This is a genomic window from Streptomyces sp. NPDC047515 (genome assembly GCF_040643055.1).
GTDB lineage: Bacteria > Actinomycetota > Actinomycetes > Streptomycetales > Streptomycetaceae > Streptomyces.
The window spans coordinates 1-21,719 of the sequence record NZ_JBEYTM010000042.1; the positions used below are offsets into that span (position 1 = coordinate 1).

26 protein-coding genes are annotated in these 21,719 nt (G+C 68.8%); 14 read left to right on the top strand and 12 right to left on the bottom strand.

What is annotated here, in order from left to right:
- Window positions 1-166 precede the first annotated feature (166 nt).
- Window positions 167-391, top strand: coding sequence for a hypothetical protein (locus tag ABZ826_RS28020; RefSeq protein ID WP_361454015.1), 225 nt, complete (start codon window positions 167-169; stop codon window positions 389-391).
- 236 nt (window positions 392-627) lie between these two features.
- The gene (locus tag ABZ826_RS28025) at window positions 628-810 is read left to right on the top strand and encodes a hypothetical protein (RefSeq protein ID WP_361454018.1); all 183 of its coding nucleotides are present in this window, start codon (window positions 628-630) and stop codon (window positions 808-810) included.
- Between the two features lie 189 nt (window positions 811-999).
- Here the strand turns inward: ABZ826_RS28025 and ABZ826_RS28030 are convergent, their stop codons facing one another.
- The 9 genes from ABZ826_RS28030 to ABZ826_RS28070 all read right to left on the bottom strand — a co-directional run bounded on the left by ABZ826_RS28030 (window position 1,000) and on the right by ABZ826_RS28070 (window position 7,911).
- Entirely contained in the window at window positions 1,000-1,398 is a 399-nt protein-coding gene (locus tag ABZ826_RS28030) for a hypothetical protein (protein WP_361454021.1), read from the bottom strand.
- A 77-nt stretch (window positions 1,399-1,475) separates the two neighbouring features.
- Window positions 1,476-3,221 carry a mobilization protein gene (locus tag ABZ826_RS28035; RefSeq protein WP_361454024.1) on the bottom strand — a complete coding sequence of 582 codons (1,746 nt, stop codon included), beginning with the start codon at window positions 3,219-3,221 and terminating at the stop codon, window positions 1,476-1,478.
- 4 nt (window positions 3,222-3,225) lie between these two features.
- Window positions 3,226-3,576 (bottom strand): plasmid mobilization relaxosome protein MobC, encoded by a 351-nt coding sequence (gene mobC, locus ABZ826_RS28040; RefSeq protein ID WP_361454027.1) that lies wholly within the window; start codon window positions 3,574-3,576, stop codon window positions 3,226-3,228.
- A 269-nt stretch (window positions 3,577-3,845) separates the two neighbouring features.
- Window positions 3,846-4,070: a hypothetical protein gene (locus ABZ826_RS28045; protein WP_361454030.1), complete on the bottom strand. Its 225-nt coding sequence runs from the start codon at window positions 4,068-4,070 to the stop codon at window positions 3,846-3,848.
- 103 nt (window positions 4,071-4,173) lie between these two features.
- Window positions 4,174-5,202 carry a DUF2637 domain-containing protein gene (locus ABZ826_RS28050; RefSeq protein ID WP_361454033.1) on the bottom strand — a complete coding sequence of 343 codons (1,029 nt, stop codon included), beginning with the start codon at window positions 5,200-5,202 and terminating at the stop codon, window positions 4,174-4,176.
- A complete protein-coding gene (locus ABZ826_RS28055) occupies window positions 5,199-5,792 on the bottom strand; it encodes a WhiB family transcriptional regulator (protein WP_361454035.1) in 594 nt (197 codons plus the stop codon). The genes ABZ826_RS28050 and ABZ826_RS28055 overlap by 4 nt, the downstream gene beginning before the upstream one ends.
- A gap of 102 nt (window positions 5,793-5,894) precedes the next feature.
- On the bottom strand, window positions 5,895-6,608 hold the full coding sequence (locus tag ABZ826_RS28060; RefSeq protein ID WP_355108796.1) for an ATP-binding protein: 714 nt from the start codon (window positions 6,606-6,608) through the stop codon (window positions 5,895-5,897).
- Complete coding sequence (locus ABZ826_RS28065; RefSeq protein ID WP_361454038.1) at window positions 6,608-7,549, bottom strand: hypothetical protein; 942 nt, start codon at window positions 7,547-7,549, stop codon at window positions 6,608-6,610. The genes ABZ826_RS28060 and ABZ826_RS28065 overlap by 1 nt, the downstream gene beginning before the upstream one ends.
- Before the next feature lie 2 nt (window positions 7,550-7,551).
- Window positions 7,552-7,911 (bottom strand): hypothetical protein, encoded by a 360-nt coding sequence (locus ABZ826_RS28070; protein WP_361454040.1) that lies wholly within the window; start codon window positions 7,909-7,911, stop codon window positions 7,552-7,554.
- 663 nt (window positions 7,912-8,574) lie between these two features.
- On the opposite strand from ABZ826_RS28070, the gene ABZ826_RS28075 reads away from it, so the two are divergent.
- The 4 genes from ABZ826_RS28075 to ABZ826_RS28090 all read left to right on the top strand — a co-directional run bounded on the left by ABZ826_RS28075 (window position 8,575) and on the right by ABZ826_RS28090 (window position 11,569).
- Window positions 8,575-9,075, top strand: coding sequence for a helix-turn-helix domain-containing protein (locus ABZ826_RS28075; RefSeq protein WP_361454043.1), 501 nt, complete (start codon window positions 8,575-8,577; stop codon window positions 9,073-9,075).
- Between the two features lie 164 nt (window positions 9,076-9,239).
- Window positions 9,240-9,749, top strand: coding sequence for a hypothetical protein (locus ABZ826_RS28080; protein WP_361454046.1), 510 nt, complete (start codon window positions 9,240-9,242; stop codon window positions 9,747-9,749).
- A gap of 24 nt (window positions 9,750-9,773) precedes the next feature.
- Window positions 9,774-10,955: an MAB_1171c family putative transporter gene (locus ABZ826_RS28085; protein WP_361454049.1), complete on the top strand. Its 1,182-nt coding sequence runs from the start codon at window positions 9,774-9,776 to the stop codon at window positions 10,953-10,955.
- Entirely contained in the window at window positions 10,952-11,569 is a 618-nt protein-coding gene (locus tag ABZ826_RS28090) for a hypothetical protein (protein ID WP_361454052.1), read from the top strand. Before ABZ826_RS28085 ends, ABZ826_RS28090 begins: the two co-directional genes overlap by 4 nt.
- A 100-nt stretch (window positions 11,570-11,669) precedes the next feature.
- Here ABZ826_RS28090 and ABZ826_RS28095 read toward each other — a convergent pair whose 3' ends face one another.
- The 3 genes from ABZ826_RS28095 to ABZ826_RS28105 all read right to left on the bottom strand — a co-directional run bounded on the left by ABZ826_RS28095 (window position 11,670) and on the right by ABZ826_RS28105 (window position 13,650).
- A complete protein-coding gene (locus tag ABZ826_RS28095) occupies window positions 11,670-11,864 on the bottom strand; it encodes a hypothetical protein (protein WP_361454055.1) in 195 nt (64 codons plus the stop codon).
- Window positions 11,864-12,304 (bottom strand): hypothetical protein, encoded by a 441-nt coding sequence (locus ABZ826_RS28100; protein WP_361454058.1) that lies wholly within the window; start codon window positions 12,302-12,304, stop codon window positions 11,864-11,866. Before ABZ826_RS28100 ends, ABZ826_RS28095 begins: the two co-directional genes overlap by 1 nt.
- 107 nt (window positions 12,305-12,411) lie before the next feature.
- Entirely contained in the window at window positions 12,412-13,650 is a 1,239-nt protein-coding gene (locus tag ABZ826_RS28105; protein WP_361454060.1) for a helix-turn-helix transcriptional regulator, read from the bottom strand.
- 546 nt (window positions 13,651-14,196) lie between these two features.
- On the opposite strand from ABZ826_RS28105, the gene ABZ826_RS28110 reads away from it, so the two are divergent.
- The 8 genes from ABZ826_RS28110 to ABZ826_RS28145 are packed head-to-tail and all read left to right on the top strand — an operon-like array spanning window position 14,197 to window position 21,708.
- On the top strand, window positions 14,197-14,913 hold the full coding sequence (locus ABZ826_RS28110; protein WP_361454179.1) for an HAD-IA family hydrolase: 717 nt from the start codon (window positions 14,197-14,199) through the stop codon (window positions 14,911-14,913).
- Window positions 14,910-15,911, top strand: a complete 1,002-nt coding sequence (locus ABZ826_RS28115; RefSeq protein ID WP_361454063.1) for an alcohol dehydrogenase catalytic domain-containing protein — start codon at window positions 14,910-14,912, stop codon at window positions 15,909-15,911. Before ABZ826_RS28110 ends, ABZ826_RS28115 begins: the two co-directional genes overlap by 4 nt.
- Before the next feature lie 18 nt (window positions 15,912-15,929).
- Window positions 15,930-17,081: a hypothetical protein gene (locus ABZ826_RS28120; RefSeq protein ID WP_361454065.1), complete on the top strand. Its 1,152-nt coding sequence runs from the start codon at window positions 15,930-15,932 to the stop codon at window positions 17,079-17,081.
- On the top strand, window positions 17,075-17,971 hold the full coding sequence (locus tag ABZ826_RS28125) for a radical SAM protein (RefSeq protein WP_361454068.1): 897 nt from the start codon (window positions 17,075-17,077) through the stop codon (window positions 17,969-17,971). The genes ABZ826_RS28120 and ABZ826_RS28125 overlap by 7 nt, the downstream gene beginning before the upstream one ends.
- Entirely contained in the window at window positions 17,968-18,984 is a 1,017-nt protein-coding gene (locus ABZ826_RS28130; protein WP_361454071.1) for a hypothetical protein, read from the top strand. Before ABZ826_RS28125 ends, ABZ826_RS28130 begins: the two co-directional genes overlap by 4 nt.
- 14 nt (window positions 18,985-18,998) lie before the next feature.
- The gene (locus tag ABZ826_RS28135) at window positions 18,999-19,709 is read left to right on the top strand and encodes a methyltransferase domain-containing protein (RefSeq protein WP_361454074.1); all 711 of its coding nucleotides are present in this window, start codon (window positions 18,999-19,001) and stop codon (window positions 19,707-19,709) included.
- 23 nt (window positions 19,710-19,732) lie between these two features.
- Entirely contained in the window at window positions 19,733-20,794 is a 1,062-nt protein-coding gene (locus tag ABZ826_RS28140) for a hypothetical protein (protein ID WP_361454077.1), read from the top strand.
- Window positions 20,791-21,708 (top strand): glycosyltransferase family 2 protein, encoded by a 918-nt coding sequence (locus tag ABZ826_RS28145; protein ID WP_361454080.1) that lies wholly within the window; start codon window positions 20,791-20,793, stop codon window positions 21,706-21,708. Before ABZ826_RS28140 ends, ABZ826_RS28145 begins: the two co-directional genes overlap by 4 nt.
- The last annotated feature ends 11 nt before the right edge of the window (window positions 21,709-21,719 follow it).

Sequence of the window (21,719 nt, forward strand, 5' to 3'; positions counted from 1 at the left end):
ATGCGCGGACCGCTAAATGATCATTCGAAGGTGGACCCGGCTGGCACCCCCGTTCGACCGTCAAGCATCACGGCCGAATGAGCAACAGCCAGTCATCGCCTTCCCCAACCGCCACTGCGCCTGCGTCTGACCTACGCCGCCCCCTTCACCAACTCAGGAGTCTCTCTTGCCTCGCGAGATCACCGTTCGCCAACTGATCCACCAGCTCCGGGCAGTCGACCCGGATCTCCCCGCGTACTTGGCCATCAACCCGGACTGGCCCCAGACTCACCGCATCGGTCACGTCATCGAGATCAGCGGCCCGAACGGCGCTGTCTACCTTGCCGAGAACGGCCAAGAGGGCGTGCTGCCAACTGAAGTCCGCACTCAGCTCGTCTGGGCCGACGTGTGAACCGCTGGTCACGCTCGCAGTTCGCGGCGGGCGCGAAGAACCCTCCGGGCCCGCCCTTGCTCCTCGGCAATGTCGCCCAACGCCCTATGCCTCCAGGCGTACGTGGTGCTCTCGTCCGCTCCGTGCCCCGATGCGCCACCGAGCCGGCTCGCACGACCTGGGTGTCCGCGCAAGACCGCGCTCCTCTTCGTCCGGGCTCCGTTCGGCTGTCCTGGGAACTCGCCCCTTCCGGCGGGATGGACGTCACCGCCTACCTCGGCCTGACCTCAGCGAACGTCACCCTCGCCACGTGGCCGAACCTTCGCGGGGACTGGACCCCGGTCGTCCATCCCACGCTGCTGGAGGTAATCGGTCTGCACACAGCGCTGTCCGTGGCCATCGACGCGCTGCACCTCGCCAACCACCTTGCTGACGCCTGACTCCACGATGCATCTCGAACGCCGAGGGCTGTCCCAATTGGGGCAGCCCTCGGCGCGTTTCGTTCCACGAGCCTCGATGCACATCACCCGCGCATCAGGCTCGTTCCTAGAGCGTCCCTGCACCGCCTGAAAGGCTCGCCCGTGTAGAGCTCTCGTCCGGCCAGGGGCATTGATGCCACGGGCAGGCTTCTATTCGGGCCGCCGCTCCGACAGATACGTGCCGACGAGCGTGCCGTCGTACCCCACGGCCTGGGCGGCGGCCTCCAGGCTCGGATAGTCCTGGCCGCCGACGTCGATCATCGCGTCGTAGTCCGCGCGCGTCAGTTCGGGCTCGACCCACTGGTGCGCGCATCGGCAGCGGATGCTGATCTTGTTGCGGTCGCAGATGACCATCCAGTCGCGTCGGGCTCCGCAGTTCGGGCACCTAACCAGGATGCCGCCGATGCGGATTTCCTCCGGGTGGGTGGTGGCGCGGAGGCGGATGATGCCGTCGCCGAGCCGCGTCTCCTGCTGGAGCCTCAGCAAGGGGTCGTCGGCTGCCGTCTCCGGCAACACGGCTCTCCGGGTCCGGAGGTCTTCGCTGAGCATTGGCATCGTCTCCTCGTCCTCTTGTTGACCAGCCCTAACAGCGTTGGCTGTGGGTGTCCAGCGCTTTGAGGTGCTGGTCAGCGCCGTGGGCCCGGCCTGCGGGTGCTGTTCGTGTCGTGGCGGGCTGTGGGCTCGGCCGCAGGCTGCTTCGGGGATCGGGGCTGCGGCGGGGGTGTCCGCGGGTGCGCGCGTGTGCCGGGCAGGTCCACGGTGGCGGGCAGTTTCCCCATGCGGCGCAGGCGCCAGACGAGTACGTCGGTGACGTTGTCGGCGGTCTCCAACTCGCGCCATTCGATCGCCTGCTGGAGCAGTGCGTCGGGGTCGTGTCCCACTCGTTCGGCTTGGGCGAGGGTGGCGGCGAGCGCGTCCCAGCCAGGCTCGCGCAGGACGTGGTCGGACTGCCCGGGCAGGGCGGCTTCCACGGTGTCGGCGTACCGATCGCGTACGGGGGCGGGGAGTCGGCGTCCCTGTTCTCGCATCGCCTTCATGGGCGTGGCGGACGCGGTCTGGTAGGCGGCACGCAGGTGCTGCGCGGCTTGTCGGGCGGCAGCGGCCTGCTGGGCGTGGCCGCGGGCGGAGTGCCAGCGGATGGCGGCGATCGTGACGAGGACCATCGTGGACAGGAGCATCGCTGTGGTGCCGCCGTCCTCGCCTTTGCCGAGGGCGTTGCCGGCTCGGACGATGCCGCGCGCGGCGGAGCGGAGGGCGCGGTGGTCGGCGTGCTCGGCGCGGGTGTGGGAACGGGTGGCGCGTTCGAACGCGCGGGCGGCCTCGGCGAGCTCCTTGCGGGTGGAGGCCGGGGAGGTCTGGGCGACGGCGTCGAGGAGTTCGCCGACGCCGATGAGCTGAGCGGCGCCTGCCGCGTCGTCGTCCCCGGCAAGTACGGTGACGGCCTGCTCGGCGACGTGAGTGGCGTCTCGGCGAGCACCGGCTGGGCGAGCGGACCCTTGGTGGCCCGTGGCGGTCGTCGGCTCGTCCTCGGGCGGTCCGTCCGCGAGGCGTTGGCGGATCCTGGGGAGGGAGAGGTCGGGGGCGAGTCGGGAGCCGGGGAACCAGATGGGCGCGCCGTCACGGTTGCGGTCGCCGGGCAGGGCGACCTTGTAACCGAGGATGTCTCCGGAGGGGGCGACACGCTTTTCGAGGCGAAGTCCGGCTTCGGTGAGACGGCGGAAGAACTCGTCCTCGTCGGCGGCGCCGGCCAGCGCCTGGCGGACGTGCTCACGCAGCGTTTCACGGGGCGGTTCGGTGCGGCCGGTGCGCTCCGCCTTGGCGCGTTCCGCGCTGGTGGGGTGTTGGGCGGCGGTGCGGTCGCCTTCGTTGAGGATCTGCAGGCCCCACTCCTTTTCGATCTTGCGGCATTCGGCCTGGGCGCGGATGCCGTCCTGGTGCCGGCGGGGGCTTCGTCCGTCTTCGCGTTTGAGCGTGGCGACGATGTGGATGTGGTCCTCAGCGTGGCGTACGGCGATCCAGCGGCACGCCTTGTCGTCGCCTTCCTCGGCGATGCCGGTGGCGTGGACGATGCGGCGAGCGACCTCGGCCCATTCGGCGTCGGTGAGGTGCCGGTCGCCTGGGGCGGTGCGGACGGGGCAGTGCCAGACGTGCTGGGCGGGGCGGCGGTCCTTGGGGAGGGCAAGGACGGGGAGGTCGAGCCGGTCGGTGAGCTGCTTGAGGGTGGCAGCCGGGTCACGTCCGGGGTCGGGCGCGAGTTCCGGCATCCAGGCGGCGACGAGGTGCGGGTCGGTGTGTTCGTCCCGGCGGCCGGGTCCGTAGAGGTAGGCGAGGAGTCCGTACGTGCGGCTGCCGGTGGAGATGTCCGGGACCACGGTGTCAGCGCCTCGCCATCTCGATGGCGGCGGCCTCGACCCGTGCGGCGGCGCGCAGAACGCGGGCGACCGCGTCGTCGGCGTACTCCGGCCGGCCGCCGGAGTTGAGGACGCGGGCCACCTGGTTGAGGTTGTTACCGGCGCGGCCGAGCTGGGCGCTGGCGGACATCAGCTCCTCGACGCGTCCGCGCTGGTCCAACAGCCATGCCCTGGAGTCGCCTTGGGCCTGGGCGACCGCAACCGCGGCGTCGGCGAGGAACCCGGCGGTCTTCAGGCCGACGGATTCGGCGGCGCGCTTGACGATGTCGAGTTCGTCGCGGGTCAGGCGGACGCTGCGGACTTGGTCGCGGTGCACGCTCTGGCGCAGGCGGGGGCGCGTACGCGGCGCGGAACGCGCGGCTTCTTCCCCCTCCGGCTGCGATCCGCCCTCGGTCGCGGCCCCACGGCCTGGCTCCCCCTGGTGCCGGGCCTCCCCCGCCCCCTGGGGGGTGGGGGCAAGCCCTTCCGAAACTCCTCCGCGGCCCGTGGCTGCGGAGGAGTTTCGGAAGGTACAGCTTGCTCGGCCTCGTGCCGGGCAGTGACCTTCCCCCAGGTCAGCGGGGGCGGAGGTCGGATCGGTGGGCGTCATCGGGGCAGTCCGGAGGGGTCGCGGCGTACGTCGCGCAGGACCTCGGCGACGAAGTCGAGCGCGAGGACGGGGTGGTGGAGGGTGCGGGGTGTGCTCGTGGGTGTGCGCTGGACGGTCCAGGCTTCGTCGGGGCCGGGTTCGGCGTGGTGGAGGTGTCCGTACCGGCTGAGCACGGTGATCCAGGCGTCGGCTTCGGCTCGGGTGGCCGAGATGGTGCGCATGGTGGCGGCTCCAGTGCATGTGTGGGGCGGGAGGGAGTCGTGTGCTCGGCGGGTGCGCCGGTCCGGTGGACGGGCCGGCGCACCCGCCGAGCGGGCGGTCCGGTCAGGCGGTCCGGGTGTCCGCAGCCTGCTCCGCTTCCTTGCGGAGGTGCTGCATCAGGACGGTCAGCCGGTCGTTCCCGAGGCCGTGTCCGTGACCGCGGATGGCGTCCGCGACGACCTTCCGGGTCAGGTCGCCTGCCTCTGTGACCGCCTGGCGGGCGATCGCGAGAAGCTGCTCGTCGGTGACCGGGGCCGACTTGCGGTCACCGGTGTCCGAGCGGTTGGCAGGGCCGGTCTCCTGGGCGGCGTCCGGTGTAGTGACCGGAGGCTTGGCCAAGTGCAGGCGGGGGACCTGGCGAGGTCTGGGGACGGGGTGTCCGCCCTGGTCAGCGTCGCGGCCGTCGTGCTCGGGTTCCGGCTCGACCGGCTTCCCCCGCTGTCCGGACAGGATGTCCGGGGCATGCGCCTCCAGGGTGTCCGGCCCCGTGGTGACCGCCGCGCGGCCAGTGTCCGGGCCGGGCAACTCGGCGGGGTGTCCGGAGGCGACCGGTGCTGGCCCTCGTCCGCGCCGGACCGGATAGGTGTCCGGACGGTCATCGGTGACCCGATCCGTCCGGACACCGGGCGTCTCCGGGTGTCCGGACAGCTCGCCCTCAGCTGCCCGCCGGGCGATGAGGATGTACAGGTGGACGGCTCCGGCCAGGGCGAGCGGCGCCAGGGTGGACAGGACGCCGACGGTGACGTCGCCGAGCCGGAGCCCTGCGCTGCCGGGCCGCAGCTGGTTGAGGCGTACGGCGTGCAGGGCGTTGGCCCAGATGCTTGCGGCGGTCGCGGTACCGAACAGCGTCCACACGTAGCAGCGGGCGGCGAGCGGGGCGGTGCGCAGGACCAGGAGGGCTCGCACTCCGTAGGCGATGAATCCGTCGATGACCAGAGGGAAGAGGAAGGTCAAGAATCCTCGGACATGGATCGCGGTGGCCATCTGCTGCAGGGCGTCGTACGAGAGCGCGCACCCCGCGCCGCCGAGGGCGACGACGGCGGCCCGGTCCCAGCCGTTGATCCGCGCCGGTACCGGCGCGATGTGGCTCACGCCGCCGTCCCGAGGTCGTCGCGGGCCGGGAGTTTGGCGGCGGGATTCTTCAGGACCTGGGGGGCGTTGCCGGGCGTCTTCGCTGCCTCGTTCGCCTTCTTCTGCTGGTCGACGGCGCGGTTGCGGATCTCGCGGCGGGTGCGGCGGTAGAGCTTCCCGGCGTGCGCCTCGGTGACCTTGAGCATCCGGGCTAGCTGCTCGGCGGGGATGTCGGCCTGGTAGGCGGCGCGGACGACTGCCTTCCGCTCGGCTTTGGTGAGGTGGATGTCGCGGCCGGCCAGGGCTTCGTTGACGCGGGAGTAGCTGAGGCGGCCCCCCAACTTGCTGTGCAGGGCCTCTCGCTCCTCTTCGGTCATGCCGCCCCGGATGCCGTCGCGGTCGCCGTTCTCGAGGGCGGCGTCGAGGCAGGTGCTGCGGACCGGGCACTGCGCGCACAGGGCCTTGGCGGCGGCTATGCGGTCGAGCTCGTCGGGCTCGGGGAAGAAGAGCTCGGGGTCGACCTGGTGGTGCGTGGTCGAGCGGCAGGCGGCCCGGTCGCGCCAGGTGTGGTCGCCGAGAGCTCGGGGCTGCGGGGTGTCAGTGCGGTGCATGGGGATGTCTCCGTATCCCCCCGGGTCGCGTTTGGGCAGGGGCGGCCTGGGGGTTGGTGCAGGTGATGAAGGCGGGCCGGTGCCGGCCGTCGCGGGGCAGGGTCAGGCGCTGGCGGCGGCGATACGGCGCCGCTCGGCCGCGAGGGCACGTCTGCGGTCGGGGCCGTCGAGGATGACCCGGTCGGTCATCTCAGTGAGACGGGAGGCGACGCGGTCACCGATGTGGGCCCGCAGATCGGCCATGCCGAGGTTGGTGGTGATCAAGGTCGGGAGCATCGCGTTGTACCGGCGGTTGATCAGCCGCATCGTGATCTCCTCGGTCCACTCACTGGTCTTCGCGGCACCGAGGTCGTCGATGATCAGCAGCGGGCAGCGGGCCAGGTCCATCAGCTCCCGCTCGCCGTCGTGGCCGGGGCGGGGCCGCAGCTCCGCGTACAGGTCGGCAGCGGTGATCGCCTTCCAGCGCAGCCGGACCCCGGCGATCAGGAGCGAGCGGACCGCCCCGTACGCCTGGTACGTCTTGCCCGTTCCCGTCGTGCCGACGATCAGCAGCGAGCGGCCCTCGGCGAGCCCCGGTGCGCCTTCGGGCCCCGGACGTCCGCCCTCGGCGACTTCGCGGACCCAGGCAGCGACGGCCGGGTGGTCGGCGACGGCGGCACGGTAGCGGGCCGGGATACGGGCCTGGGCCGCCTGGAGCGCGGGGAGGGGTTCCGCCAGGTCGGTGAGCTTGGCGTTCGGGTCGAGGCCACGCGAGGTCAGGATGTGGGCCAAGCGGCGGGCGATGCCGCCGACGGGCTGGGCGTCGTAGTCGCGCATCACAGCTCCTCGGCGTAGGCGGCGGCAGGGTCGGCGGGATTGGCCCAGGCCCGGTGACCGGGCACGCTAGGCCGGGATTCCGGCCGGACCAAACCGGCGCGGGTGGCGTTCATGGCCTCGTGGACGAGGCTCGGCAGGGTGCTGGGGTGCAGGCCCTTGGCGCGGTGGAGGGCCAGCCCGGCGCGGATGTGGCCGGGTTCGATGCCCTCCGCGAGGAGCTTGGTCGTCTCGCGGCCGAGGTGACCGAGGACGCCGCTGGGCGGGCGATGTGCACAGGCCGCGGCGTACTCAGCGATGAGCTGCTGGGCCGAGGTGGTCTCCGGTGCGTGGGCGCTCGCGCCCCCCGAAGGGGAAGAAGTTCCTAGATCCAGGTTCCTAGGTCCTAGATCCAGGGGGTGAGGGTTCACCGCGGCTTCAGCGCTCCCTCCGTGAGTGTTCAGTGAGGACTCACTGAACGCCTCGCGACCTGCGGTTTCGCGCGTTCCGGAGGATTCGGCGGGGATTCGTGCGTTCTCAGTGAGTTCTCCGTGAGCCTTCACTGCGGACTCCGGGACGTCTCCGTGAGCCTGCGACGCATCCGACTTCGGCTTCCCGGCGCCGTGCTTCGGGCACTCGGGGAGTCGGCTGCGGCTCGCGCGGTTGATCTTCTGGTGCCGGTGCCAGGTGACGATGTGCAGGTACCGCTTGCCTTCGTCATCCTCGTAGCGGCAGATCAGGTTGGCGGCGGCGAGTTGGATCAGGTCGTCCTCGACATCGACCGGCGTGCGCCCGCCACGAACGGCCCAGAGCTCTCCGCAGAGCGCGGCGGGCTGGTCACGGAGGCGGCCGTGGTCGTCGGCCCGGCTGATCAGGCCGAAGAAGGTCCGTTCTGCGTAGACGCTCACCTGCGCCAGGGACTCGGACGTGAAGGCTTCGGGCTTGAAGGTTCGGATCCGTGCCACGGTCAGCGCCTCCCGTCCGCGATCGTGTACGCCTGGGTGGCGGGGCGCAGGACACCGGTGGCGAGGTCGAGATCGTGTGCCTCGTTCCAGTTCACCTCGGGGTGGGTGCGCATCACCCAGCGTGCGGCCGTCAGGCCCTGGGCCCGGTTGAGGGCGACAAGGCTGCCCTGCTCGTCGTAGGCGCGGGCGTGGGGGCTGGGCCAGGTCCGCTCGGGTTCACGCTGCGAGACGCGGATGGTGCGAGCACTGGGCACCATGTCCGCGAGGAGGGTGGCCAGGCGACGCTGGCGGGATCCGGTGGCAGGGTCGGTGACCTGGACGGGCCGGGCGGTGTGCGCCCTTCCGTTCCGGGACTCGGGCATGCGAGAATTCCTCACTCGTAGGTGAAGTGGGGCGGCCGTTCTCGTCGAAAAGGTCAGCCGACCCGCTCCAGTTATGGTTCCGCCCCCTTGAGGTGGCGGGCTCGGCGTCCGGAAGCGGCTAACTTCTGGGCGCCGGTTTCATTTCCGCTGGAGGAAGCGCGTCCGTGGCACGCTTGGGTTGTCCTCTTTCCTCCCATGTGTTGAGCCCGGTGCCGGCGCGTACCGCCGAGGGACCAGCAACATATGCAGACGGCGGTCAACACTCCAGCGCACAGCGGGCACAGGGCCGATTCGACGCCAACTCGACACGTACTTCAGGCCGGCGGACGTTCAGGGCTCACAGCGCGACCGGAAACGGCACCAGTGAGGGCCGGTGGGTGCATCAGATATGTCGCCCTCATGGACGGAGCTGCGCCGTGTCGGCTGCAAGCTGGACACACAGTCGCGGATCCTCGACGACGTTCGATCGAGGGCGTGCGTCCGATGCCCGGGAGTTGCCGCTCCCAGGCACCCGCGTGCGGCTGCAAGGTGGACCGTTTTCGTGAGTGGATGGCACGATGGTCACCCTAGACTCAGATGGGGCGCCGCTGTCAACCCAAGAAAATGAGAACGGGATCGCCATCCACCTCAGTAAAGGCGCAACGCGACCGAAGGACCGCCCCGATGGACCACGAGAACGAGCTAAGCACCCAGCAGGACGGCGCCCGAAGCACGCTCGCCGAGCGCTTGGACCGCCTGTTCACGACCGTGCACCCAAAGGGGCGCGGCCCGTACGCCTACGAAGAGGTCGCGTCAGGCATCCGTCGGCAGGGCGGCCCGACGATCTCCGCAAGCTATATCTGGCAGCTGCGAACCGGCGCCAAGGACAACCCGACGAAGCGACACCTCGAGGCCCTCTCCACCTTCTTCGGCGTAAAGCCCGCCTACTTCTTCAACGACGACGAATCAGAGAAGATCGCCGCCGAACTCGACGCGCTCGCCGCCCTGCGCGATGCAGGCGTGAGATCAGTTGCCCTGCGCGCATCCGGGCTCTCCGACAAGAGCCTCAAGATCATTTCCGAATTCATCGAACGCGCCCGTGAACTCGAAGGCCTCGGGGCCCCCGACGAGAATTCGATCACTGACATGAATTCCAGTGGCAAACATCACGATGACATGAACTGATGCCCATTAGCGATGGAACCCTCACCCCATTTGCGAGTAATTGTCCGTATTTGACCGGCGCAATCAGCAACCCTCCAGATGTGCGACCGGAAATGATCCATATACTCGCCACGGCATCGCGGCAGTGAGTCGCGCGTTCGAGAAGTGTGGGAGTCGGAGGGCAGATGAAGTCCGGTCGTTCGACGCCTGCCCAAGATCAGGGAATCCGGCTCGAATCCATCCTGGACGATCTCGACCTTCCGGACCCCTTCAAGATCGAGGAACTGCTCGCCCGCGTATCCAAGAAGCGCGGCCGTCCTATCCACCTGCACGCGTTCCCGACGATCACCGGTGACGAACTGCCCTGCGGAGCCTGGCTCGCCACGGAGAAGGCGGACCACATCCTCGTGGAGGACGCCACCAGCCCTCTCCACCGGGACCACATCGTGCTGCACGAGGTCAGTCACATGCTCCTCGGCCACACCCCTCACCAAACCCTCGGCCGCGCCTTCCATCACCTCGACGCCGACCTCGTGACGGGTGTCCTTGGTCGCACGAGCTACGAGACCGAGGAGGAGCGGAGCGCGGAAACGCTCGCCGGCCTCATCGCGACCCGTGCCGCTCTGCGTGGAAACGGCGACCGGACCACCCCCAGCACCTTGCGTCGGCTCAATGCCGCGCTCAGCGACTCCTGAGACTCCCCCACAAATGATTGATAAATGATTGATGCGATACCCGCCGTCTTGCTCTGGGCCGTCACCCTCTGGCGTGCCCCCTCCGCCTTCCGGAGACCCGAGCGACTCAGTCTCTGGCTGGCCTTCGCAGCACTCGCTGCGGCCATGACAGTTCGACCGGTCGCCATCGCGTCGGCGGTCGACGAGCACCTGCACGTCACCAACCTGTCGTTCCTGATCAAGCACATCTGCGGGACCGTGGCGGCGGCATCGGTCCTCACCTTCGTCGCCGACATGGCCGAGTCGAAGACCGGGATGCGCGTATCCGGGCTGCACAGGGCCGTGCCTGCCGTCACGGTCGTCCTGCTGGCTGCCTGCTTCTTCGCCACGCCCCAGCCTCGCGAGGCGGAGGATCTCCTGGCCGACTACGCCGACCACGCCACGATCCTCGCGTACGGCGTCATATGGACCTCCCACCTCGGCGCCGCCCTGCTCAGCGCCACGCTGCTCTGCTTCCGCTGGGGGCGCCGCCCCGACAGCGGACTCGTCGGCAGAGGGCTGATCCTCATCGGCACCGGCACCGCCGTCGGCCTCATATACGCCCTCCACCGCGTCGCCGTGCTGTTCATCGACTACGTCGGTAGCAATCTGCTCGGCGAACACGTCAACCACGTGCTCAGCACGGGCCTGCTCTTCCTGGCCCTACTGCTGATCGTGCTGGGCAGCACCCTCCCTGCCGCCCCACGCGTCCTCGCCCGCGTCCGGTCCCACTGGCAGCTCGTCAGCCTCTACCCCCTGTGGCGCACCCTCACCGACGCCGTCCCGGAGACGCGGCTCGACACCCCGCCAAGCCGCGCCGCCGACGCCACCAACCCACTGCGTACACATGACCGGCTGTACCGACGCACCATCGAGATCCGCGACTCGATCCTCACTCTCGCCGACTACGCACCGGCGGAACTGCGTGGACGCTCCTACGACCACGCCACCTCCCTCGGCTTCATCGGCGCCCACGCCGACATCACCGCCGAGGCCTGCTGGCTCGCCGTCGCCCGCGAGGAACGGCTCCGCGGCGCGACCACTGGCTCCGGCGAACCCATGCCCCCCGCCAGCGGAGGCCGCGACCTCGCCACCGAGATCCGCGCCCTCACCACGCTCAGCACCGCCTACCGCTCTCGCGCCACGCAGGACTTCCTCCGCGCCCACCTTGAGGAGACACCGGCATGACCACCGCCACCCAGCTTCCACCCACTGCCGCCGTTGCTGCCGAGAGGCGATCCGCCCGCCTCGTCACCGAGGTCCTGGCGCCCGCCAACCTGGTCATCGGCGTCCTGCTGGTCATCGGCTCGCACTCCACCAACTCCCTTGCGGGTGCAGGCTGGGGCCTGCTGGCCGGCGCCTTCTGCGGCGGCCTGCCGATCGCCTACATCGTCGCCGGAGTCCGCCGTGGCCGCTGGACGGACAAGCACCTCAAGGTTCGTTCCCAGCGGTGGACACCGCTCTTCGTCACCCTCAGTTCCGTCCTCGTCGGGACGGGCCTGCTCCTGGCTCTCGACGCGCCCCGCGAGGTCGTCGCCCTGGTCGCCGCCATGATCGCCGGCCTGCTGCTGACCATGGCAGTCACCGTCTGGTGGAAGGTCAGTGTCCACACCGCCGTCGCCTCCGGCGTCGCCGTCGTCATCACCATCGCCTACGGCTGGTGGGCCGCCCTCCTCTTCCTCGGCGTCGCCGCCGTCGGCTGGTCCCGTGTCTCACTCCGCGACCACACCACAGCCCAGGTCATCGCGGGGGCCATCCTGGGCGGCACGGCGGCGGCTGTGGTTTTCGCAGGGCTGCGCTGACCTCCACCACTTCTTCGGAGCGCTGCCACGGTCCGACCACACGGCTGGTTTGCCGTCGCACCTGAATGAGACGGTGCATGCCGCTGGCACGGGCGGTGCCTTAGAACCGAATCTGGCCGACCATGTCCGCAACGCTGGAGACCAGCCGATTGATCTCCGGCGCCATCGACGTGCCCGCCAGGAAGAACCCGAAGAGCACGCTCACGACCACGGGCCCAGCCTTCAGGGAGCCGCCTCGGATCAGTACGACCAGGACGATTCCGAGCAGCAGGACGAGGGAGATGTTCAGGGACATCAGGAATCCGTGGTCTCCGCCGGACCGCTGCGCTCTCTGCGTGCCTGGCTGAGGGCCTTACACAGCGGACCGGGCTGTGTGAGCGACCTGGGGGCTCGGGGGACGACGTGCCAGTGCAGCCCGGGCGGCTCCGTGGCGCCGGCGGGCGGCACCACAACGTGGCACTTCTGCCCGAGAGGAACCGTTCCCGGCTCCTCCCAGTCGGCGGCCGTGCCGGGCGGCACAAGGAAGTACAGGCGGGGCTCCGGCCCTCCGGGATCAAGGATGACCGGACCGATCGTCGCGCCGTCCTCGCGGAGAAGCTCGATCGCGCGCCGACCGGTGATCTCCACAGCGCGTATGGCATCCCACCACTGGCCCGCCGAGCACAGCTCGGGATCGTCGCCTATCGGCATCCACCGAGGCGGCAGTGCGGAAACGCGCGGGGTGACGTCGGACATGGAAACGGCCTCCTCAGAACCATCTGTGAGGAGACCTTTCCACTCTGCCGGCTCCGTGCGCGGACAGTCTGTCCGTGGGATTCTTCGCGAAGTGCCTTGCCTTACCGTCAGGTTGTGATAACTCCCGCCCAACTTCCGAATGCAGACAGCTCGTTGGAGGGATGCGCGTCCATCCTCAGGAGCGCCGCGACCGTCTCGCGAGCTGAGGGGTGGAATCGCGTGTGATTGGGGGCGACCTTACGCGCACGACGCAGGTCCCCGAACGCACCCGCCCTGTCCCCCATGGCCAGCTTCGCCGAGGCCACATCGATGAAGTGGTGGCTCGATCGCTCGCCCACCGTCGAAGCCGGAGGTGCCCACTCCTCGCCTGTCACGTCGGACCACTCCGTGAGGCGGGCGAGAGCCTGCTCCGTGTCCCCCATGTCGATCATGGCGTGCACTTCGTGGATGCGGATGTTCGTCGGCCCGAAGGACATCTCGTAGGCGAGGGAGTCGCGGTTGCCGGCCATTCTGGCCACGGCCTCGGCCTCGCGCAGGTAGTCGTCCGCTCGGTCCGGGTTGTTCTCCCTGGCCTCCAGTACGGCCAGCTTCAGCAGCAGCGCGCCGTCGACCGCGAGCGCGTCGTCGGTGAAGGAGCGTTCCGGCTGGAGCCGTTCGAGCTCCTGGCGCAGCGCCTGGAGCTTGCGGCGAGCGGATGAGTAGGCCCCCTGGCGGAGCATCGCACCGGCGACCAGATATCCGGCGGTGAACTTCATCAGCGGATCACCGGACCGGTCCGCCGCCCACCGCACCCTCTCCAGCGCCGTGTTGGACAGGTCGTGATGCCCCATCTTGTGGGCCAGGGAGTTCACCGCCCGGTAGGCGCGGGCAAGGTGCCAGAACGCCTTGGCCTGGTCGCCGTTGCGGCTGGTGAGGGCGAGATGCGTCAGCTCCGTGATGACGGCCGGCAGGAGCGGCCCCATGGGGGCGTAGCGCGCGTCCCATCGGAGAGCGGCCACCTGGTCGACCTCGGACGCCAGGACCACCAGCGGCCTGGGGGCGATCTCGAGTTCGTCCGGGGTGTCGTAGCACAGCATGATCCTGCGGAGATCCGGGATCACCGCGTGCACCCCGTCCTCGGCCTCCGGCTCGCCGTAGTACGGCTGGCCGGTGAGGACCTCGGGGCCGAAGTGGAGTGCCTTGGCGAGCGCCAGGACCAGTGAAGGCGAAGCCTTTCGCGCGCCGGACTCCAGCTTCTGGACGTAGCTGGGCGATATCGCGACCTTCTGTGCCAGTTGAGCGGCAGACAGCTTCCGTGTCCGGCGGGCTATACGGAGACGGTCTCCCAGCGTCAGGTTTTCACTCATCGGTGGATCGATCCCTTCGCGACGGAGCACTGCGCTCAGCGTACGGACAATGTCCAGTCCCACAGAGCTGCTCGCCAAGTGTTAACAGCAACGTCGTCGGGCCGGTGCACGCTCGGACATCCGGCGGCCCCTGCACGCAAGAGCGTGGAATTCGATATCAATCACGCAAATCCCCTCGCCTACCACCCTCTCACCAGCGCCGCGCGCATTACCGAGATCCAGTGCGTGTGTCAAGACCTGTGCACCAAGAAAGCACGGACAGTCTGTCCGCTCGCGCGTCCTTCCCGGTGGGATTGTTCTGTACACAACGCACGTCGCCCGTAGGCCAGTTCCCCGGAGGGCACCCGCACTCCCCTCGCTCGACGACCAGCTCGTCGACGGGTTCGCAGATACCCAGCCGGACGAAGGACTGGGTTCCGCACAAGATCGCCGTTCTACTGATGGAGCCTCGCCATGCGATATCCGCCGACGAGCACCACCTTGTCGACGAGCCTGTCCGCGATCAGCACACACCCCGTGAGCGACGTACTGCTTGGCACCTCGCTGATGCGGAGTTCCGCAGTTCAGACTCCAAGGCTGACCGCGGTGATTCTCGATCTCTTCGGCACACTCGTCGAAGCCCCGAGCGCAGTTGAACGGAGTACCGCCGCCCATCAGTTCGCCGAGGTCTTGGGCGTATCCTCAGCGGCCGCCGATTCGGCACTGTCCGACAGCTGGCAGGCAAGGCACGACGGGCGGCTGCGGACCACTGCCGAGGTTGCGGCACATCTCGTCGCGCGCTGCAGCGCTCCCGCTTCCCGTGTGGATGAGTTGGAACGGCTCCTGGCGCAACTCGCCCACGAGCGACTCCAGGCCGACGCCACTCTCCTGCGGGCCCTGAAGGAGCTTCGGCACAGCGGAGTCATGCTGGCCGTCCTCAGCGATGCATCCCCCGACATCGCCGAGTCATGGAGCCGCAGCGATCTCGCGTCGTACTTCGACGCCGCCGTGTTCAGCTGCCGGGTGGGCGCGGTGAAGCCCGCTCCTCAGCTCTTCGCCGCGGTGCTCGGAACACTCGGCATCGCCCCGCACCAGGCCCTCTACTGCGGCGACGGCGGCGGTGACGAGCTGGCCGGCGCGGAGCGCGCGGGAATGCGTGCAGTGCGTGTGGAACGCCGGGGCGGGCCGCATGGCCTCGCGTTCGGTGAGACCGCCTGGTCCGGCAGGGCGATACCCGAGGTGGAGGCCCTCCCCTCCTTACTGAGTACGTGGAGGGACCGATGAACCTCCCGTACACATGGGCAGTTGAAAGCGGTGCCCTCCGCCAGCTCCCCGCGCCGGTGGACATGCACCCGATGGGCAACACGACGATCGTCGAGATCCGGTACACGGGCTTATGCGGAAGCGATGTCGCGAAGCTCAATCACCCTTGGCAGGGGCGGCTTCCGGAGCCCTGGTACCCCGGGCACGAGATCGTCGGGGTCGGCACGGAAACGGGTGACTGGGTCGCGGTCGACCCGCTGGTGCCCTGCCGCTCGTGCCCCTACTGCGACCGCGGCCACGTTCACCTCTGCCCGAAGCTGCGACGCGTCGGATGGGACCTTCCCGGGGGTCTAGCCGACGCCGTGAAGGTGCCCCGCGACAACGTCGTTCCGCTGCCCCATCTGCACGATCCCGCGCACGGCGTTCTTGCCGATCCGATGGCAGTAGCACTGCACGGAGTTCGTTGCGGTCTCCGGACGCCTCTGGGGCGGCTCGGCGTCATCGGGGGCGGCGTCCTCGGGGTGTGCACGGCGGTCTGCGCGGCGGAAGCCGGGTGGGAGGTCCACATGCTGGTCAGAGAGCCCTCGCGGTCGCACCAGCTGAGCTATGTCCTCGATTCGCACATCAACCTCCACTCCGCCGACCTGCCGCCGTGCGACGTCGTCGTGGACGCCGCGTCCGGCGACAGCGACTCCCCCATACGCCAGGCGCTGGGCGCCGTTCGTGATGGCGGAACGGTTCTCGTACAGAACGCCTACGCACCCCGGGTGCTTCTCTCAGTCCCGCTGCGGGACGTCTTCCGGCGCTCGATCACTCTGCGCGGCTCCTTCTCGTACTGCCGCGCGGACGGCCACGACGACTTCCGTGACGCCATCGACGTCCTCGCGAAAAGCGGCGCCTGGGCGGCCCTGATGACCCGGGACCGATTCCCTCTGAGCGACCTGCCGCAGGGGCTGGCGGCCCTGAAGAGCGGGGCCCGCCATCGCCCGTTCAAGGTCCTGCTCACGTCCGATATCTGAAGGAAAGGAGCCGACGCCGTGGCAGTGACAACGCCATTGCTGGCCCAGAAGATCAACTCGCCGGCCGACATCGCACCCGAGGACGTCCACGACGGCATCGCGAGCATTCTCGCGTTACCGGAGGGCCACACCCGGGACGTGATGCTCGGAAGCGTCCTCACCGGGCTGCTCCTGCGGGGGCCGAGGCTGGAGGAGGTCGAGTCCGCGGTCCGGGCCGCGACGGCTCTGGACCGGAGTGGCTGGGACTTCCACCAGCCGCCGGCGGGCATGCGGTTCGTCGGCTACACCGGCAGCGGGAAAAAGACTTTCAAGACGATCAACCTCAGCAGCGCCGCCGCACTGGTGGCGGCCACCGGGGGAGCACACGTCGCGAAACTCGGTTCGCGCAGTGCGTCGTCGAAGACCGGATCGCGCGACTTCATCGACCTCGTGGGGGCGACGAGCGACACGGTGCCGCACCAGAAGATGGTCGACATCACGGCGGAGGTCGGCTTCGGGTTCTTCTCCATCGAGAATCGCGTACCCGAGTTCGACCGGCGCTACGGAGGCAGGTTCCAGGCCGTACACGCCCTCAGCCTGGCGTTCCCCGCCCTCCTCAGCCCGGTCACCTGCCCGGCCTACGTGTACGGCCTCTCCCACCCCGCGGTCGGTGCTTCCGCCCGGCTGCTGTCCCGGCTCGGCCTGCCGGACGTGACGGTCGTCAACTCCAGCGTCGGCCACGCGGTCCAGGTCGACGAGCTGATCCCCGGGAGCACCGTGCGGGCCTGCCGCATCAGCGCCGGCGACGAGGACTTGGCCTTCGACGACGAGGTCCGCAGGGGCGCGGCCTCGATGCCGCAGGACCTGATGTCCGTCGCCCAGCACGAGGACCCCCGGGAAAACGTCGCCGCCGCGATCCGCGTGCTCGCCGGCCGGGACACCAGTGAGGCGCGGAACGCGGTCGCCCTCAACGCGGCCCTGCTCATGGCGATGTCCGAGGTGGTCCCAACCATCCAGTCCGGCATCGACAAGGCCTTCACCATCATTGACGCGGGCGCGGGACTGGACACACTCCAGCGGTTCGTACGGCTCACCGGTGGTGCCCCGCACCAGCTCCGCTCACTCCTGCGGGGCATCTCCCCGACGGCCGTCCTGGTGAGCCCGGACATCAAGGAGGCGACGCCATGCTGACGCACGACGAACTCCCGATCATCCACCTCGTCCTCAACACCGACTGCAATGCCTGGGATCTGGCTCCGACCAGTGCCTCACCAGGCGTGTGCCGCTTCTGCTATCGCGAGCGCAACCGGGTCCAGACCGACGCGGATACGGTCCGTCGCGTCATCGACCGAGTCCGCTCCGAGTCCGAGGCCCATCGGTGCGTCTTCACGGGTGGCGATCCCGTGATGCCGTACGACAACCATCTGTGGGTCGCCCTCCAGCACGCCACCGAGGTCGGCTTCGAGACGAACCTCCACACCAACGGGCTGCTCCTCAGCGAACGCTATGCCGGCGTCCGCGATCACGTGACCGTGTACTCCTTGGCGGTCGACGGCCCGAACTCCGAGACGGCTGACTGGTTCCGCGGGCAGGGGTACTTCGCACGCTTCCTCTCCAACGTCGAGTTCCTTGCCTCCGACCAGCGGCGGCTCGCCTTCAACACGTTCACCACGGCTGGCTCCGTGAAGCAGCTGCCGAGCCTCGCGCGGCTCATCTCCGGAGTGACCCAGCGGACGGACGTCGAGTACTGGCTGATCTCCCAGTACCGCCCCATCGGCCGCGCCAACACGCGCAAGGCGGAGATCTACGGCTTCGAGCGGGACGACTTCGTACATGCCGTGGACGACGTTCGCGGAGACGTCAACGGAGTGACGATCTACGCCCAGCCGACGCGTGCCCCCGAGGACCCGTACCCGTTCCGCGTGTGGGTCCTCGCCGACGGAACGGTCACGGCGGACCTCGGCAGCGTCGCGGCACCTCGCAACGCCGTGCTCGGGGACCTCCTGGTCGAGGGGTTCGAGCCGCTGGTCCGTCGGGCCTTCGCCCTCCGTGAGCAGACTCAGCTGGAAGGAATCGCATGAAGTTCGACACCGCGTACTACGAGAGCGTCATCGACCAGCACAGTTACGAACGCCTGGGGCTCGGCGCCATCGACTTCGGCCTCGCGGGGATGAGCCCCGACGACCTGCACACGAAATGGGTGTGCCACACCGGAGCGCGCCAGTTCGCGGAGGCGGTCGCGGACAGCCAGCCCACGATCGTCACCACGGGGGTCGGACTCGGGGGGCCACCCCACGCCGGCACCCTCTTCCAACTGCTGCGCGCCGTCAAGCTGCAGCAGTGCGGGCTCGACGTGCAGATCGTGCTGGGCGATCTCGACTCCTACAACGCCCGCCGTACGCCCCTGGACTCGGTACGGAGACTCGCCGACAAGTACGAGGAGTTCGTCCTGCGTCTCGGGTTCGACGCCGAGCGAGGTGTGCTGCGCAGGCAGGAGGGCGAAACCGACGTCCTGGCCACCGCGTTCCTGCTGTCACGCCACCTGGACGACGACGACTTCCAGTGGGCGGAGGAGGACCTCGCCGGTCTCTACCGCAACCACGGCGTCTTCGACCACCTCAACTACGGCATGAAGCAGGCCACCCTGCTCATGGCCGCGGACTTCGTACATCTCCTCCGCGAAGGTCGTCACGTTCTGGTCTCCCTCGGAGTCGACGAGCACAAGTACGTCGCCCTCGCCCGGCGCGGAGCGGAACGCTGGGGCTTGCCCGCGGAACGGCTGTCCGGCATCTACACCAAGATGATCCCGGGCCTCGGCGGCCTCCCGAAGATGAGCAAGAGCATCCCCGGCTCCGGCATCGATGCCTCCATGTGCGCCGAGGACATCCGGCCCCTGCTCAGGGCGGACACTGACACGTCTCCCACCGACGACGGCTCGGCGCTCCTCCAGATGTACGCGTGTCTGCCCGAGGTCGACGGCCGGGAGTACGCCCGGGCCTCGGCCGCGCGCCGCGACGGCAGCACCGAATGGCACACCGTACGCGAGCAGTTGGTCGAGCGGATGCTCTCGCTGTTCTCCCACTGGCCGAAGTAAGCAAGGAGTCTCCCGTGCACGCAGACACCACGACCGCCCGCCCGCCCCTCGGCGACGCCGAGTCCTACTTCATCAGGAGCGGCTACCGCAGCCAAAACCAAGTGGAGTACTTCCTCGACGAAACTGACGACACCGTGACCTGGCAGCCCGATGTCTACCCCTACGCCGCCGCCCGGGCCAAGGAACTCGGCCGCGATGTCGTGATCGACATCGGCTGCGGACGGGCGGGCAAGCTGGCGTCGCTGGCCTACGAGTACCCGGCCTGGTCCTTCATCGGCGTGGACTTCGGGGACAACCTCGTGTGGTGCCGCGACAACCACCCCTTCGGCGAGTGGATCGAGGTCGATCTCGAATCGGCCGAGCGTCTGCCCGTCGACCCCGCCCTCGTACGCCGGTCCATCGTGGTCTGCTCCGACGTGATCGAGCACCTGGTGAATCCGGTTCCGGCCCTGTCCCTGATCCGTGGCCTCCTCCTGGAGGGCAGTGCCGCCGCCGTGCTGTCCACGCCTGCCCGCGAGTGCCGCAGCGGTTACGGCACTCCCGGACCACCCCGCAACCCCAGCCATGTCCGGGAGTGGGCGAGCGACGAGTTCCAGGCGCTGCTGAAGGCGTCGGACTTCGAGATCCACCACGCCGAGCTCACGCGAAGCGACGACGCCTCCAACGGCCTCTCCACCCAGCTGCTCCTCGTCGGCGCGGAAGAGACGGAGGGGGAACAACGGTGACAGCGGTTCCCCGGTCCGAGAGCATGCGTGTCGTTCACCTCCCGGCTCGTACCCCATACGCGTGGAAGCTGCGGAGCCATGACTTCCACATCCTGAACGGAACGGAGATCCCCGGCGGCGACACGGTGCCGGCGGCGGTCAACGCCACCTGGCTCCTCGAACATGCCCCTCTCACATGGCTCGATGTCCTGCACCTGCACCACATCGACTTCGAGGACCCCGCCACTCTGGAGCGTCTGCTCGACGCATGCCTGGGCGACGGAGTGAAGGTGGTCTTCACCGCCCACGACACGCGGCCCATGGTCGGCAGCGCCGAGGACTTCACCACACGGCTGCGGATGCTCCACTCGGCCGAGGTGGGCTGGGTCTGCCTCACCGAAGGCTCTGTCACCAAGCTGACCGAGGTTCTTGGCGAGCGTCCCGACGCGGCCGTCGTCCCCCACGGGTACGTCGCGGCCCCGGAGGAACTGGCCGGCCTGGAGCGCGAGTCCAGCGGCTCGTCCCGGTACCTCATGTTCGGGGCCTCACGGGCCAGCCGGGACCAGTTATCCACCCTGGTCAACTGGAGTCTGGGGATCACGGACCCCGATAGCACCCTCCACGTCCTTCTGCGCGCGTTCAGCCCTGCCGACTTCGCCGATGGAGGCCGCGCTCCGCTGCTACTGGAGACGGCCCGGCGCGATGCCCGTATCCGCCTGACCATGCGCCCGTATCCCACGGACGAGGAAGTGGTCGAAGCCGGCCTGGCATCAAACGCACTGCTGCTCCCCTACCTCTGGGGCAGCCACTCCGGCCAGTTGGAGCTGGCCTTCGACCTGAACCTGCTCCCGGTCTGCTCCCTCACGGGACACCTGACCGATCAGTACGAGCAGCACAAGGGGCTGGTCGAGGAGCCTGAGTGGTTCGACTGGTCGCAGGGGCACCCCAATCTCTTCGGAGAGAAGTTCCTGACCGCGCTGGAGAACGCGGCGGCTCGGCTCGACTCCAGGCCACGCCGTCTGGATCGTGAGTTCCTCGACTACAGGACTCAGGAGCATCAGGTGATTCTGCGGCAATACGCCCGCGTGTACGGAGGTGACCGATGAACGGCCCGCCTCGTATTTCGTGCGTGATCCTGTGCCACAACTACGGTCGGTATCTCGATCGGGCCATAACGAGTTGTCTGGAACAAGAACCCGGAGACTTCGTCCTGCACGAGGTGATCGTCATCGATGACGGTTCCGTCGACGAGACCGAAGAGGTGTGCCTGCGCCACGGGGGAAACGACAAGGTCAAGGTCATTCGGAGGAACCAACGGGGTTTCGGACAGACCCTGACCGACGCCTTTCTCGCCAGCACCGGTGACTGGGTGGCTCCGCTCGACGCCGACGACTGGTTCCACCCGTCGAAGCTGCGTACATGCGCCGAGGCGATGACGGGTGGGACGCTGTTCATCGAGCACTGGGAGCACGTGGTCGACTCCGACGGGAACCGGATGTTGAAGGAGCCGCACCCGGGCGGGAACACGAGCACGCTGGTGGTCCACCGCGATGCTGCCCTGAGCCTCCTTCCGGTGAGCAACGAGATCTTCTTCCACGCGTTGCGCGAGGCCGGCCGAGGCATCGCCCTCCGGGATCCGTTGACCTTCTATCGGGTCCACCCCCGCAGCATGACCGACCGCGGTACGCCCGGCGTCTCACAGGACTACCGGGCCGAGGTCTGCGTCGCGCTCTCGGACCGTCTCCGTGCGATGTACGGGAATCCTCCCGCGTGGGCGAACCGTCGCCGGCTACGAAGGATCTCCTGCCATTTCCGCACGCTCGCCTTCGGCCACAGGGTGGAATCCGCCATGCAGCGGGAGAAGCGCCTGTCCGCGATGCTCCTCATTCCAGGAATGCTCATGGGCACGCTCCGTTCCCGTGACCCAATAAAGCCATGGCTCCGGTCGCTCTCCAGTACGGTCGCGGGACGGCCGCTGGTGCCGCTGACGGCGGGCCCGGAACAACCGGGTCATTCATGATCAATCCGACG